We start from the raw sequence: 14,491 nt of genomic DNA, 5'->3' as shown, positions 1-14,491 counted from the left end.
ACGATCGGGTTTTTCTTTTCAGGGAGTTACAATGAAAATCGCCAAAATACTCAATAATAATGTGGTGGTGGTTGTCAGCGAACAGCAGCGCGAACAGGTGGTGATGGGCCGCGGGCTGGCGTTTATGAAAAAAGCCGGGGATGAACTCGATGACAGCAAGATCGAGAAAATCTTCGCCCTGCAAAATGACGAACTGGTGGCGCATCTGACGGAACTGCTGTCGCATATTCCGATGGAAGTGATGACCACCTGCGATCAGATCATTTCGCTGGCGCGGGGACGGCTGGGGAAATTACAGGAAAATCTGTATATCGCGCTGACCGATCACTGCAATTTTGCCATCGAACGGCAAAAGAAAGGCGTGCCGATCAGCAATGCCTTGCTGTGGGAAACCCGTCGTCTGTACCCGAAGGAATATGCGCTCGGGCTGGAGGCGCTGGAGATTATCGATTCCCGTCTGGGCGTGCGTCTGCCGGTGGATGAAGCGGGTTTTATTGCCCTGCATCTGGTCAATGCGCAGCTCAACGGCGAAATGCCGGAAGTGGCGCAAATCACCCGCGTGATGCAGGAAATCCTCAATCTGGTGAAGTACCAGTTACGCATCGAATACGACGAAGAGTCGCTGAGCTATCAGCGTTTCGTCACCCATCTTAAATTTTTCGCCCAGCGGATGCTCAGCCGCACGGTAGTGGCGGATGACGACATGACCCTGCATGTGGCGGTGAAAGAAAATTACCCGCAGGCGTGGCTGTGCTCGGAAAAAATCGGCGATTACCTGACCGCGCAGTATCAGCGTGAACTGACCACCGAAGAGATCATGTATCTGTCGATTAATATTGAACGGGTGAGAAAAGAGTGTTTACCGAAAGGAACGGCCTGACCGCACGCAAGGGCAAAATTCTCTGCGCGAAATATGACTGCTCACAATTTTTAATGACGGTTTTTTTTGCCACGGTTAATGAGAACAGGTAGCATCCCTCGCCGTTATTGCACCAAAACAGTTCCGGCTAAAAAAATTACAGTGGGTAAACCCCATAAACGGCGAGGCTTGCAATCGTTTGCTTGCAGCACCCGGCGTCAGGTGAAGGTTATTTTGGAGAACAAGTCATAATGAAGTCTCATAAGAAAACGGCAGAGGCGAAGCACGCGGCGAAACGACGCTGGCTGGACTCGCACGATCATGGTTATCACAAAAGTATGGGCAACCGTCAGGTTCAGATGATTGCCATTGGTGGTTCTATCGGTACCGGTCTGTTTCTCGGCGCGGGTGCGCGATTGCAGATGGCCGGTCCGGCGCTGGCTATCGTCTACGCGGTTTGCGGTATTTTCTCCTTCTTTATTTTGCGCGCACTGGGCGAACTGGTGTTACACCGTCCGACCAGCGGCAGCTTCGTATCCTATGCCCGTGAATTCTTGGGTGAAAAAGCCTCTTATGTTGCAGGCTGGATGTACTTCCTCAACTGGGCGATGACCGGCATTGTCGATATCACCGCAGTGGCGCTGTATATGCATTACTGGGGCACGTTTGGTGATGTCCCGCAGTGGATGTTTGCCCTTGGCGCGCTGGCGATTGTCGCCACCATGAACATGATCGGCGTGAAGTGGTTCGCTGAGATGGAATTCTGGTTTGCGCTGATCAAAGTTGCCGCGATTGCGATTTTCCTGGTGGTGGGCGTGGTGTTCCTCGGCACCGGCAAACAACTCGACGGCAACACCACCGGCTTGCATCTGATCACCGATAACGGCGGTATCTTCCCGCACGGGTTGTTACCGGCGCTGGTTCTGGTTCAGGGCGTGGTCTTTGCCTTTGCGGCGATCGAACTGGTCGGTACCGCAGCGGGCGAAACCAAAGATCCTGAGAAAGTGCTGCCGAAAGCCATCAACAGCGTGATCTGGCGTATCGCCTTGTTCTACGTCGGTTCCGTGGTGCTGCTGGTTCTGCTGCTGCCGTGGAATGCCTATCAGGCGGGGCAGAGTCCGTTCGTGACCTTCTTCAGCAAGCTGGGCGTGCCTTATATCGGTACCATCATGAACATCGTGGTGCTGACCGCCGCGCTGTCGAGCCTGAACTCCGGGCTGTACTCCACCGGCCGTATTCTGCGCTCGCTGTCGATGGGCGGTTCCGCACCGAAATTCATGTCGAAGATGAGTGCGCAACAGGTGCCTTACGCCGGTATTCTGGTGACGGTCGGTATTTACGTGATCGGCGTGGTACTGAACTACTACGTGCCATCGCAGGTGTTTGAAATTGTCCTGAACGTCGCGTCACTCGGCATCCTCAGTTCCTGGGCTTTCATCATCGTCTGTCAGATGAAACTGCGTACCGCGATTAAAGAAGGCCGCGCGAAAGACGTCTCCTTCAAAATGCCGTGGGCACCGTTCACTTCGTGGCTGACGCTGGCGTTCCTCGCGGGCGTGCTGATCCTGATGGCGTTTGACTACCCGAATGGTACGTTCACTGTGGCGACGATCCCGGTACTGATTATCCTGCTGGTTCTGGGCTGGATTGGCCTGCGCAAACGCGCCGCTGAAGTGCACGCCGAACAGGCTGCGCAGGAAGAAGCGCATCAGGAAAGCATAGAAGCGAAATAACCTATTTCGTGGAATATCCGTAAAGGGCTGCCGTCATGGCGGCCCTTTTTTATATCCGCATGTGTAATAAATCCGAAACCGCCGGAGTGACCCTGTGGATTGACTAGGCTTAGCCTTTGGTTATGGAGGCCAACCTATGCTTAAGATTGTATTGCAGATTTTTTCCAGCCCGGAAAAATTCCTCGGATTGTTCAGTGCTGCGGATATGGAAAATACGCTGGAAGAGGGCGAGCGTATTTTGATTGATGAGAATGGTACAGCGTCGGTGAACCCGGCCAATCAAAGTATGCAGGCAGACTTTGCCCGCCACGTAAAACGCATGAGTGTGCTGTAATGGCGACAGCGGTTTTCATGGTGTTAATGGTCTGCGGCTACTGGTATACCACCCGCGACATCTCATCACGTTTCAAACTTAAACGGACTTTCGGCTGGGACGTCTATTTTCTGGTGGCCTTGTACGGCTGCATTTTTGTCCTTCAGGGCGTACTGGTCATCGCCCTGGTCTATATGGCGCTGTGGGGGATTTCCGGCGTGATCAACTGGCTGCCCGCGCTGCCACACTTGCATCAGGATGTGCATTATCATCGCGATTTCATCAACTGGAGTTTCCTGGGCATTCAGGCGCCGGTGGTGATTATGCTCGCGGTGTCCGTGATGCTGTGTCTGGTGCGAACCACGTGGTCGCCGGGGCTACGGCTCAATACCGCCGGACGCAAACAGTTGTACAAACAACTCACCCGCGCCAACGGGGTAGAAGGGCTGTTATATCAGTGCATGGAAGAGGGCGACATGGTGTTTATCACCTTACAGTCACGTCGCGTTTATATCGGCATGGTGCATACCGCACGCTGTGAAACCAGTTCGTCGGACAACGTGGTGGTGATCCCGATGGTCAGCGGCTATCGCGATAAAGACACGCTGGAACTGCGCGTTGAGCACAATTATGCCCGTTATTATCAGGAACACGGCGTCACGCCGGTCTCTGATCCGGTGAATGCGCTGAAATTCCGCAAGGTGATTTTACTGAGTCAGATCGAAACGCTGTCGTTGTTTGATCCGTCAAGTGCCTGTGCGTTTGAGAAGCTGATCCCACAGGTTGAGGAAGAGATGAGGGGAGAACCGGCTGAAAAGGACGCCTGAGAAAGGCGTCCTGTGCGCATTACACGAGGGTGAAGCTGAACTCGCTCAGACCGTCGATGCCGCCGGTGATCACATCACCGCGCACTGCCGGGCCGACGCCCGCCGGGGTGCCGGTGTAAATCAGATCGCCTGCCTTGAGTTCCACCGCCTGCGACAGATAACTGATGACATCCGCCACCTGCCAGATCTGGTCACTCAAATCGCCGCGCTGACGTTTCTCTCCGTTCACATCCAGCCAGATTTTACCGGCCGCCGGATGTCCGGTCTGGCTGACAGGCAGCAGCGGACTGGCCGGTGCGGACGCATCAAACCCTTTGGCAAAATCCCACGGACGCCCTTGTTTCTTGGCCTGCGCCTGAATATCGCGACGGGTCAGATCCACGCCGACGGTATAACCCCAGACGTGCGACAGTGCCTCTTCAGCCGCGATGTTTTTGCCGCCTTTGGCAATCGCAACCACCAGTTCCACTTCGTAATGCAGATCTTCGGTCAGCGTCGGATAAGGCACGTTGCCGCTGGCGGGAACCACCGCATCAGCCGGTTTACCAAAGAAGAAAGGCGGTTCACGGTCGGGATCATGGCCCATTTCGCGGGCATGTTCGGAATAGTTGCGGCCAACGCAATACACGCGGCGCAGAGGAAAACGGGCGCTCTGGCCAGCAACGGCAAGAGAGGGAACTTCGGGTGCAGCAATTACATAGTCAGTCATCGTATTCACTTCACAAAGTTGTCGAATTAACATATTTGCAAAGCGAATCCACATTGACCAGTAAATTTATGTTACTGGTCAATGTGTCAGTGTCAGGCTTTGTAACGCGGTGCCGCGTGAGCCTGCAGGAAGTTCGGCACCATCGCGCCGCGCAGGGCATCAAAATCGTCCCACTGTTTTTCATCCTGCAATGGCGGGATAGTGACTTTCTCTTTGCGGTCAAAGCCCAGCAGGGCGGCGTCCACCAGTTCACCCACTTCCATCACGCCCGGCACTTCATCGATATTCTTGCCTGAACGTTCCCAGATTTCCGTACGTGTTGCGGCAGGCAGCACCGCCTGAACGTACAGGCCGCGCTGAGCCATTTCAAATTGCAGTGTCTGGCTGAAGGTCAGTACAAACGCTTTGGTCGCGGAATACACCGCCGATTGCAGTTCCGGCGTCAGCGCCATCACGGACGCGATATTAATGATCGCGCCGTCCGGATGTTTGATCAGGCCATCAAACGCCACGCGGGAAAGTCGCGCCACGGAGGTCACGTTCAGGGTGATCAGATTCTCAATGGCATCGGCATCGCTGTTCTCAAAACCGGCTTTGAGGGACGCCCCGGCATTGTTGATCAGCAGGGAAATCTGCGGCGTGGCGCGGATAAAATCCTCAACCCGGGCTAACTCTTCGCTGCGGGTTAAATCGGCAGGCAGCACGGTGATATTGACGCCCGTTTCCTGTTGCAGGCGTTCAGCCAGCGTTTTCAGACGCGCCGCATCACGGGCAACCAGCACCAAATCATAGCCGCGTTTCGCCAGACGGTCGGCATAAGTGGCACCAATGCCGCTGGAAGCGCCGGTGATTAAGGCTACAGACTGAGAGCGAATTGAATCTGACATGAGAAGACCTCTGGGTTGATTAAGTGGTTTAATAATGAAACCAGATGATTTTTAGCACCAGTGGTTTTATAATGCAACCAGATTCTTTCCTACCCTATGAGCAGGACGTGCCATGAAACGAACCCGTCTGGAAAACACGCCGTGTCCGGCTGGCCGCGCGCTGGATTTAATTGGTGACTGGTGGACGCTGCTGATCGTTCGCGACGCCATGCGTGGCATCTCGCGTTTCAGCGAGTTCCAGCGCAGTCTGGGCGCGGCAAAAAACATTCTCAGTACCCGTCTGAAAGCACTGGTGGCGGAAGGCATTTTGAAAATTGAACCGGCGGCCGATGGTTCGGCGTATCAGGATTATGTGCTGACTGAAAAAGGGCTGGCGCTGCAACCGGTGCTGGTCGCGCTGGGGCAGTGGGGAAGTGAATACCTGTTTGAGGAAGGCGAAGCCTGTACGCAACTGGTGGACAGTGAAAACCGCCAGCCGCTGCGCAAACTGGAAATCCGTGCGCAGGACGGGCGGGTACTGGAAAGCCAGGATATTACGGCGATTTTTCCTGAGATTTAAAATTTGAACGCGATCGGCTCCCGCGCCTGCGCAGGGGAGGAGCTAAAAGCGAAACCTGCAATGGCTCGATCGGCTCCCACCCCTGCGAAGGGCAGGAGCACGATTACCGCGCAATCCTCTCGTGCCAGTATTTGGTGAACTCTTCCTCGCCGTTGAGGCTCACCACCATATCGCCGCTGACGATAAAGTGCGTCAGGTCGCTGCGCAGTTCGAGGGTGATTTCCGCTTCCATCCACCAGCCTTCACGTCCCATTTTCATGGTCTGCGTCAGCAGATAACGGGCGGATAATGGATCGCTGTTACTCACCGTCAGTTCGCGGCGCAGACCGTGATCGACGGTGGTATCGATATCATCAAAGCGGTAAACCCCTTCACCAAAGACGCCGCCCACGCCGTGCGTGACGCTGGTCCAGCTGTCGGTGAGGAAATCATAAGTGATGTTGCGGTCAACGCGTCCCGGCGACAGTACCGTTTGCGGCGTCAGCGGCGCGCTTTGCGGTTCTTTGATCGGGCCTTCAATCGCCACCGGCTGCTCGCACACCGGCAGGCTGAGTTGCGCACTGTGCAAATCTAACGTCAGCGTCGCCGCTTCTGCCATCGGCCAGATCATCGGCCAGAAGGTGGTCGCCAGCGAGAGTCGCATCCGGTGGCCGGTGGCAAAGCGGTGCGCGATGCCGTCCAGTTGTACCGGTACTTTAACTTTCTGACCGGGGATCAGCGGCACAGACTTGTCGTGACCGTGCAGATGGGAAAGATTCAGCCAGCCGTGGGTGACGCGGTTTACTGCGCCGTCCGGCGAAACGTCTGAAAGCCGGACGTACAACATCGCCGCCGGTTTATCGCTGCTCAGTTCGACGGTGAATTCCGGGAAACCGAAAATGGTCAGCGGTTCGGCCAGCGGTTCGCCGTCGAAGATTTCCGCCATGCCGTCATCGACACGCTGATCCGGCGGCATTTCGCCGGGCACACCGGCGCCCATCCATTCTCCGGCCATCAGACCGTGATTCTGCGGCGAACAGATATTGAGCACGCCTGCGTCAACGTCCGGCTGGGTATTCAGCTGGCCGCGTGTCAGCCAGCGCGGGCTGTGATTAATGTTGCTGGCGGTGCCGCGATCAAATCCGACCCATTCGCCACGACTGACCGGACGCATCGCCGAAGGCGGCTGACTGTCCTGCAACCAGGTCTGGATCATCGGGCCTTCCATCGCGCCGTTGTCTTCGCCTTTCAGCCAGTGATCCCACCAGCGGACGGCTTCCTGTAAGAAACCTATCGCCGGTTCCGGCGTGCCGTCCTGCGGATAAATATGCGCCCACGGGCCGAGAATGGCGCGGCGCGGGACTTTCAGGTTGTCCATCAGGCGGAACACGGCGTTGCTGTAGGCATCCGCCCAGCCGCCGATCGCCATCACCGGACACTGGATTGCTGACCAGTCTTCGCACACCGAACCGTGCTGCCAGTATGCATCGCGCAACGGATGTTCCATCCACAGCGCCGGGAAGAATGGCATGTTTTCCAGACGGTTCAGCCAGTCCTGATACCAGCTTTCGCCGACCAGTGCGGGGTCGGCAGGGCGGCTCTGGTACGCCAGCATAATGCCGCCCCACCAGAGGTTGTCGTTGAGCAGGCAGCCACCTTTGTAATGAATATCGTCGCGGTAACGGTCATCCGTTGAACACACCGTGATGATGGCTTTCAGCGCGGCGGGGCGGCGGGCGGCCACCTGCAGGCCGTTAAAGCCGCCCCAGGATTTCCCCATCATGCCGACGTTACCGCTGCACCAGCGTTGTTCGGTGATCCACTGAATGACTTCCAGCGCGTCGTCCTGTTCCTGCAACAGGTATTCATCGGCCAGCAGACCGTCGGATTCGCCGCTGCCGCGCATATCCACACGTACGACTGCGTAGCCGTTTCCGGCGAAAAAGCCGTGCATCGGTTCATCGCGGGTGCGGGTGCCGTCGCGTTTACGGTAGGGAATGTATTCAAGAATGGCCGGAACCGGCTGGCGTTCAGCGTCATCCGGCAGCCAGAGACGGGCGGCGAGACGCGTGCCGTCGCTCAGCGGGATCCACAGATGTTCGGTCACGGTGACGGCGTGAGGGAATTCGGTCACGATACGTTTGGTGCTCATAAGACTCCTGTCGAAGAAATGGCTGCCGCCGGAAGCGCCGTGCCGCGCAGGGCGAGAACTTCGTCCAGCCAGCTGGTGCGCATTTCCGGTACGGAGGTCAGCAGTTTTTCGGTATAGCTGTGCATTGGCGCGCTGAAAACCACGTCGGTATCGCCGCTGGCGACCACCTGCCCCTGATACATCACCGCGACCTGATGAGCGATACGTTTAACCGTACCGAGATCGTGTGTGATGAACAAATAGGACAGACCGAGCTGTTCCTGCAAACGACGCAGCAGATTCAGCACTTCCTCCGCCACCAGCGGATCGAGCGCCGAGGTGGCTTCATCGCAGATAATTAGTTCCGGCTGCGCGGCCAGCGCGCGGGCAATACAGACGCGTTGTTTCTGTCCGCCGGAAAGTTCGCCGGGGCGACGGTCGATCAGTTTGACCGGCAGTTCGGTCAGGCGCAGTAACTCTTCCACGCGTTCGCGCACCTGCTTTTTGTTCATCCCGAAGTAGAAGGTCAGCGGGCGGCCGATGATGTCCAGCAGGGTCTGGCGCGGATTGAGCGCCACATCGGGAAGCTGATAAATCATCTGCATACGGCGCAGCGTTTCTTTATTGCGCTGGTGGAAATTGTGCGAAAGCGACATGCCGTCGAAATCCACCGTACCTGCGGTGTCGGGCAGCAATCCGACCAGCGCCCGCGCCAGCGTACTTTTCCCGCTGCCGGATTCGCCGATAATCGCCAGCGTTTTGCCGCGCGGCAGTTGCAGGCTGACATCGTGCACCACCCGTTTACCATTGTAGCCGGTGCTCAGTTTACGCATCGTCAGCAACGGCTGACCGGCAGTGTCATGGTCGTCTGCCAGCGGCTTCAGCCCCTGTTCGCGCTCCGCCACCAGACGCCGTGTGTAATCCTGCTGTGGATTTTCCAGAATGGTTTGTGTGTCGCCGGTTTCCACTTCTTTGCCGTGGCGCAGGACCATAATGCGGTCGGCAAGCTGCGCAACAACCGCCAGATCATGCGTGATGTACAGCGCCGCCGTGTTGAATTCGCGCACCAGTTTGCGCAGCATCACCAGCACTTCAATCTGCGTGGTGACGTCCAGCGCCGTGGTCGGCTCATCCATGATCAGTAAATCAGGTTTACAGGACATCGCCATTGCAGCCATCGCACGCTGAAGCTGTCCGCCGGAAAGCTGATGCGGATAGCGTTTGCCGATGTTTTCCGGATCCGGCAAATCGAGCGAGCGGAACAGTGAAATCGCCCACTGACGGCTTTCTTCTTTGTTCATCAGCCCGTGGCGGATGGGACCTTCGCAGACCTGTTTTTCAATGGTCAGCGCCGGATTAAACGAAGCTGCCGCGCTTTGTGCCACATAGGCCACACGCCTGCCGCGCCATTCACGCTTGATGCGTGAGGGCTGCGAAACGATATCGGTGCCATCGAGGAAGACTTCACCACCGGCAATCCGGCAGCCCTGCCGCGCATAGCCTAACGCGGCCAGCCCGATAGTGGATTTGCCTGCGCCGGATTCCCCGATCAGGCCGAGCACTTCGCCCGCAGCCAGCGTCAGGGAAATATCCTGCACCAGCGGCGAACCGTCGAGAGTTTCGATGCGCAACCCGCGCATTTCTAAAATCGTGCGTATCATGCTTCATCTCCATGCGGCAGGCTGTTGCGTGCCAGCAGCCAGTCGACCACCAGATTGACGCCGATCGTCAGCAGGGCAATGGCCGCCGCCGGATACAACGGCGCGAACTGACCAAAGTTAATCGCCTGCGCGTTGTCACGTACCATGCTGCCCCAGTCGGCATACGGCGGCTGAATACCCAGCCCTAAGAAACTTAAGCCCGCGATAAACAGGAAGGTAAAGCAGAAGCGCATACCAAACTCTGCCAGCAGCGGCGGCAGGGCGTTGGGCAGAATTTCTTTCATCAGCACCCAGCGCAAGCCTTCACCCCGCAGACGGGCCGCTTCCACGTATTCCTGACAGACGATTGCCTGCGCCACCAGGCGCGCCAGACGAAACACGCGGGTGGCATCGAGCAGGGCGATGGTCAGCACCAGCACCGGAATCGAGGTGCCCATCACGGACAATACGATCAGCGCGAAAATCAGCACCGGAATCGACATCACGGTATCGACGATGCGCGACAGCACCACATCAACCCATTTGCCATAAATCGCCGCCGTGAAGCCGGTGACAATGCCGATGATGAAGGAGCTGAAGGTGATGGTCAGCGCAATGGCAATGGTGGTGCGGGCACCGAACAGAATGCGGGACAGCATGTCGCGCCCGAGACTGTCAGTGCCAAAGGGCGTGGCGGCGGAAGGCAGCAGCCAGATGTCGCCGACCTGCTCGGTTTCGCTGTGCGGCGCCAGCCAGGGCGCAAAAATAGCCGCCAGCAGGTTCACCGCAATAATCACAATACCAATCCAGGCCGACAGCGGGATGTTAATGAAATATCGGTTCATGTGTTCCCCCTTTTAGCGCGCATGGCGCAGACGTGGATTGCACCAGATCGCCAGTAAATCGGCAGTGGTGTTGAGAAAAATGTAAGTGCCGCCAAACAGCAGACCGCAGGCCTGAACCACCGGCAGGTCGCGTTTGGTCACGGCATCTACCATGTATTGCCCGATGCCCGGATAGACAAACACCACTTCCACCAGGATCACGCCGACCACCAGATACGCGAGGTTAAACGCCACCACGTTGATGATTGGCGCAAGGGCGTTCGGCAACGCGTGAGAAACCACAATGCGCCAGCGCGGAATGCCTTTGAGCACGGCGCTTTCGATATACGGGCTGGCCATGACCGCCGTCACCGAGGCCCGCGTCATGCGCAGCATATGCGCCAGCACCACCAGCGTCAGGGTAAGCATCGGCAGGGTGCAGACGTAAAGACGGTCAATGAACGACGAGCTGCTGTCGACCATCGCCAGACTCGGAAACCAGGTCAGGCGGATGGCGAAGGCGATCACCAGAATGTAGCCGACGAAAAACTCCGGCACCGAAATGCTGATAAGCGTCAGGGTATTGGCCAGCCGGTCAAAGACGGAACCGCGCCAGATAGCTGACGCGATACCCAGACCGACCGCCAGCGGAATGGCGATGACTGCCGCGTATCCGGCGAGGAACAAGGTGTTTGCCAGACGGGGCAGCAGTTCGTCGCTGATGGCGCGACCGTTCGCCAGTGAATGCCCCAGATCGCCGTGCATAATGCCCGCCAGCCAGTGCAGGTAACGCAACACAGAGGGTTCATCCAGCCCGAGTTGCAGGCGCAATGCGGCCACGGTTTCAGGCGTGGCGCTCTGGCCTAAAATGGCGGTGGCGACGTCACCGGGCAGCATTTCCGTGCCGATAAAAATCAGCACGGAAACCAGCCACAGCGTGATGATGCCCAACAGGACCCGCTGTAAAATCCGTTTTTTCATCATGCCTCCAGCCAGACGCGCTCGGCCAGACGACCACCCATAAAGTTGAACATCGGATGCGGTTTGATACCGCCGACTTTTTTGCTGGCCGCATCCAGATAATCGCCAAACAGCGGGATCATCGCGCCGCCGTTATCGCGCACGATACTTTGCAGTTCACCATAGATTTCCGCGCGTTTACCTTCATCAAGCAGGGAACGGGCCTGTAACAGCAGGGCGTCAAACTTCTCATCTTTCCAGTGCGTATCGTTCCATTTGGCGGTGGACTGGTAGGCGGTGGAGAACATCTGGTCCGCCGTCGGACGTCCGCCCCAGTAACCCATGCTGAACGGCGCTTTCATCCACACGTCATCCCAGTAACTGTCCGCTGGCTGGCGCTTGATGTTGACCTGAATACCGCCTTTCTGCGCCTGTCCCTGGAACAGGGCAGCGGCGTCGAGCGCACCGGCAAAGGCGGCGTCAGAGGAAGACAGCTCGATTTTGAGATCCGTCAGACCGGCTTTTTTCAGGTAGAATTTTGATTTATCCGGATCGTAAACGCGTTGTTCCAGACTGTGATTGAAGAAGCGGTCAGTTTTCGGGATCGGATGGTCATTGCCCAGCGAGCCGTAGCCGCGCAGCACGGTATCGAGGATTTTCTGGCGGTCGATGCCGTGTTTGATCGCCATGCGCACGTCGTTGTTGTTGTACGGCGCGACGCTGCAATCCATCAGGAAGGTGAAATGCTGGCCGCCGGAAGAACGCACAATGTTCAGCGCCGGGCTGCGTTTAAGGAAATCGACAGTTTTGAAATCGACGCGGTTAATTGCATGAACCTGACCGGAAATCAGGGCGTTGGTACGCGCGGTCGGGTCGTTGATAACCAGCACTTCTACCGCATCGACAAACGCGCGATCCGGCTTCCAGTAGTTCGGGTTGCGTTTGAACAGGGAGCGTACACCCGGCTCATACTGATCAAAGATAAACCCGCCGGTACCAATCGGGTGCGACCAGTCGGTGAAGCCGTCCGGCACCACCACCAGATGGTAATCCGCCAGCAGATACGGCAGGTCGGCGTTGCCGCTGTCGAGGGTGATCAGGATCTGGTTGTCGCCCTGTTTGGTCAGGCCGGTAATCGGTGCCAGCTGGGTTTTGATGGCGCTTTTCGATTTGTCGCCGCGATGCAGGTTGATGGAGTAGAGGATGTCCTCGGCATTGAGTTTCTTGCCGTTATGGAAGGTCACGCCATCGCGAACGGTAAACACCCATTCGGCGGCACCCGGTTTGGCTTCCCAGGCGGAGAACAATTCCGGCGTGGCTTTGTTATTTTCATCAATTTCAATCAGGCCGTTCATCAGCATATACGCCTGATTTAAGGGCACCCAGTCGCTGAATAATGTCGGGTCCAGCGTATCACTGGTATTTCCGCCTGACATACCCAGTTTTAATACACCGCCTTTTTTCGGTCCGGCCGCGAACGCAGAGAACGGTGAAAAGCCCATGGCACTGGTAATACCCACAGCGGAAGCGCTGGTAATAAAGCCGCGACGGCTAAGTTGTGCATCCTGCATTAATTTCGTCAAAGGGGAATTATTATCTTTCATTAATTTTCTCCATAGTACGTGCTGGAATTTTATAGGTGCAGGCGAAATACCCCGGGTGTTTCTAAATGGCGCAATGGATTGCCTTGATGATTTATATCAAAACCCCCTGTTGAACTTGCATGAGAATTTATCATGAGGGTATGCGAAAAAGACGCGGCAGAACACCCTGAAAAGCTTTATTTTTCCAGCTAATCACTATGAGGAAAGGAAAGGGACCCGTGGAACTGCATACGGTTGTCGGCTTAATTGGCGTGTTTTGCTATCTTCTGGCTTATGCGCTGGTTCAGATGCGCAGGCTAGCGGTTGATGCTAACAGTTACGCCTATCTTAATATAATCGGCGGTGTGTTTGGGCTGTATTCGTTAAGCCATGATTTTAACCTTGCATCCTGTATTTCACAGTCATGCTGGCTGTTGTTTACATTAATTGGTATGAATTCTGCGAGAAAACGAAGATATCTGGAAAGGAATAAAATCCCGCCTGCAGATATATAATTAACATATAAGATTATTATTATTTTACGCCTCCCCCTGCGAAGGGGGAGGCGTTTATTATGGCTGTTTCAGCCAGTTAATCACTTTGTGCACCACCGGTTTCAGGAATCTGTCCTGCGGGGTCAGCATGTAGCATTTTCCGGCGGCGGCCAGTTTTCCGGGGTGTGCGGCGACTAACTGGCCGTTGTTAATATAATCCTGTACCAGTCCTTCCCAGCCCAGCAGAATTCCATCCCCCAGTACCGCCGACTGCACCAGAAACGGGTAGTTATTGGCACGCCAGGTTCTGCGTGGCGTCACGAAACTGACATCCTGTGAGGCAAACCAGTCGCGCCAGCCGGTCCATTCCCGCTGCGGGTCGTCCTGGATCAGCAACGTCTGTTCGAGCAGATCAGCCGCAGACGCGTCCGGCGGAAGCCGGGTAAGAAATTCCGGCGAACACATCGGATAACACACTTCATCAAACAGTGCCTGAACGTGATAGCCGGACGGTGGCTCGCGGAGATAGAAAATAGCCAGATCAAATTCTGATGACTTGAGGTCTGAAAAACTGTCAGAAATCTTCATGCGGATTTGCAGGTCAGGCAGTAACTGGCGCAAAGAGGAGAGGCGGGATGAAAGCCACAGCCCGCTCATGGCGCTGGTGCAGGCCAGGGTTACCTGTGGCAGGCCATTCCAGCCCATGACTTCTGCGGTGGATTGCGAAATATCGCCCAGGAGTTTACGTACCTGTTGCGCATAGGTTTCACCGCGCGGTGTCAGCGTGGTTTTACGCTGGGCGCGCTGGAAAAGCTTACAGCCGAGCATGTCTTCCAGCTGGATAATCTGGCGGCTGATGGCGCTCTGAGTCAGATTCAGCTCATCGGCAGCCCGCGAAAAACTGCAATAACGCGCCACGCATTCAAAAGCCACCAGTGTGTTCAGTGGCGGTAACGGTTCTATCTGCACGGTAAAAGTCTCTCCGGATGACGT

Annotated in this window: 14 protein-coding genes; 6 read left to right on the top strand and 8 right to left on the bottom strand. The window is 56.3% G+C overall.

Annotation, left to right across the window (positions count from 1 at the left end; translation table 11 throughout):
- Positions 1–31: 31 nt before the first annotated feature.
- The 4 genes from licT (at position 32) to EYY67_RS06540 (ending at position 3,732) form a co-directional block, all read left to right on the top strand.
- Entirely contained in the window at positions 32–880 is an 849-nt protein-coding gene (licT, locus tag EYY67_RS06555) for a BglG family transcription antiterminator LicT (RefSeq protein WP_095922376.1), read from the top strand.
- Positions 881–1,110: 230 nt separating this feature from the next.
- Positions 1,111–2,592, top strand: a complete 1,482-nt coding sequence (gene ansP / locus EYY67_RS06550) for an L-asparagine permease (protein ID WP_119822361.1) — start codon at positions 1,111–1,113, stop codon at positions 2,590–2,592.
- 136 nt (positions 2,593–2,728) lie between these two features.
- Positions 2,729–2,926, top strand: coding sequence for a hypothetical protein (locus EYY67_RS06545; RefSeq protein WP_095922374.1), 198 nt, complete (start codon positions 2,729–2,731; stop codon positions 2,924–2,926).
- Complete coding sequence (locus tag EYY67_RS06540; protein WP_131693125.1) at positions 2,926–3,732, top strand: hypothetical protein; 807 nt, start codon at positions 2,926–2,928, stop codon at positions 3,730–3,732. The genes EYY67_RS06545 and EYY67_RS06540 overlap by 1 nt, the downstream gene beginning before the upstream one ends.
- 19 nt (positions 3,733–3,751) lie before the next feature.
- On the opposite strand, the gene EYY67_RS06535 is transcribed toward EYY67_RS06540, so the two are convergent.
- Both EYY67_RS06535 and EYY67_RS06530 read right to left on the bottom strand, forming a co-directional pair.
- Positions 3,752–4,441 (bottom strand): fumarylacetoacetate hydrolase family protein, encoded by a 690-nt coding sequence (locus tag EYY67_RS06535; protein WP_095922372.1) that lies wholly within the window; start codon positions 4,439–4,441, stop codon positions 3,752–3,754.
- Between the two features lie 92 nt (positions 4,442–4,533).
- Complete coding sequence (locus EYY67_RS06530; RefSeq protein WP_095922371.1) at positions 4,534–5,328, bottom strand: SDR family NAD(P)-dependent oxidoreductase; 795 nt, start codon at positions 5,326–5,328, stop codon at positions 4,534–4,536.
- 112 nt (positions 5,329–5,440) lie between these two features.
- On the opposite strand from EYY67_RS06530, the gene EYY67_RS06525 reads away from it, so the two are divergent.
- Positions 5,441–5,887, top strand: coding sequence for a winged helix-turn-helix transcriptional regulator (locus EYY67_RS06525; RefSeq protein WP_095922370.1), 447 nt, complete (start codon positions 5,441–5,443; stop codon positions 5,885–5,887).
- A 103-nt stretch (positions 5,888–5,990) separates the two neighbouring features.
- Here EYY67_RS06525 and EYY67_RS06520 read toward each other — a convergent pair whose 3' ends face one another.
- From EYY67_RS06520 to EYY67_RS06500, 5 genes are read right to left on the bottom strand one after another with little or no spacing between them, the layout of a single operon-like run.
- A complete protein-coding gene (locus EYY67_RS06520) occupies positions 5,991–8,018 on the bottom strand; it encodes a CocE/NonD family hydrolase (RefSeq protein WP_131693124.1) in 2,028 nt (675 codons plus the stop codon).
- Positions 8,015–9,658 (bottom strand): ABC transporter ATP-binding protein, encoded by a 1,644-nt coding sequence (locus EYY67_RS06515; protein ID WP_131693123.1) that lies wholly within the window; start codon positions 9,656–9,658, stop codon positions 8,015–8,017. The genes EYY67_RS06520 and EYY67_RS06515 overlap by 4 nt, the downstream gene beginning before the upstream one ends.
- The gene (locus EYY67_RS06510) at positions 9,655–10,482 is read right to left on the bottom strand and encodes an ABC transporter permease (RefSeq protein ID WP_095922367.1); all 828 of its coding nucleotides are present in this window, start codon (positions 10,480–10,482) and stop codon (positions 9,655–9,657) included. Before EYY67_RS06510 ends, EYY67_RS06515 begins: the two co-directional genes overlap by 4 nt.
- 12 nt (positions 10,483–10,494) lie before the next feature.
- The gene (locus EYY67_RS06505; protein WP_119822365.1) at positions 10,495–11,442 is read right to left on the bottom strand and encodes an ABC transporter permease; all 948 of its coding nucleotides are present in this window, start codon (positions 11,440–11,442) and stop codon (positions 10,495–10,497) included.
- Positions 11,442–13,025: an ABC transporter substrate-binding protein gene (locus EYY67_RS06500; protein ID WP_131693122.1), complete on the bottom strand. Its 1,584-nt coding sequence runs from the start codon at positions 13,023–13,025 to the stop codon at positions 11,442–11,444. The genes EYY67_RS06505 and EYY67_RS06500 overlap by 1 nt, the downstream gene beginning before the upstream one ends.
- Positions 13,026–13,243: 218 nt before the next feature.
- Between EYY67_RS06500 and EYY67_RS06495 the strand changes: the two genes are divergently transcribed.
- Positions 13,244–13,519 carry a CBU_0592 family membrane protein gene (locus EYY67_RS06495; RefSeq protein WP_095922364.1) on the top strand — a complete coding sequence of 92 codons (276 nt, stop codon included), beginning with the start codon at positions 13,244–13,246 and terminating at the stop codon, positions 13,517–13,519.
- Between the two features lie 57 nt (positions 13,520–13,576).
- Here the strand turns inward: EYY67_RS06495 and EYY67_RS06490 are convergent, their stop codons facing one another.
- Positions 13,577–14,467: a LysR substrate-binding domain-containing protein gene (locus tag EYY67_RS06490; protein WP_095922363.1), complete on the bottom strand. Its 891-nt coding sequence runs from the start codon at positions 14,465–14,467 to the stop codon at positions 13,577–13,579.
- Positions 14,468–14,491 lie beyond the last annotated feature (24 nt).

The organism is Rahnella victoriana (assembly GCF_004330295.1).
Taxonomy (GTDB): domain Bacteria; phylum Pseudomonadota; class Gammaproteobacteria; order Enterobacterales; family Enterobacteriaceae; genus Rahnella; species Rahnella victoriana.
The sequence above is the reverse complement of the archived record's forward strand: the minus strand, read 5'-3'. Positions and strand labels throughout refer to the sequence as shown.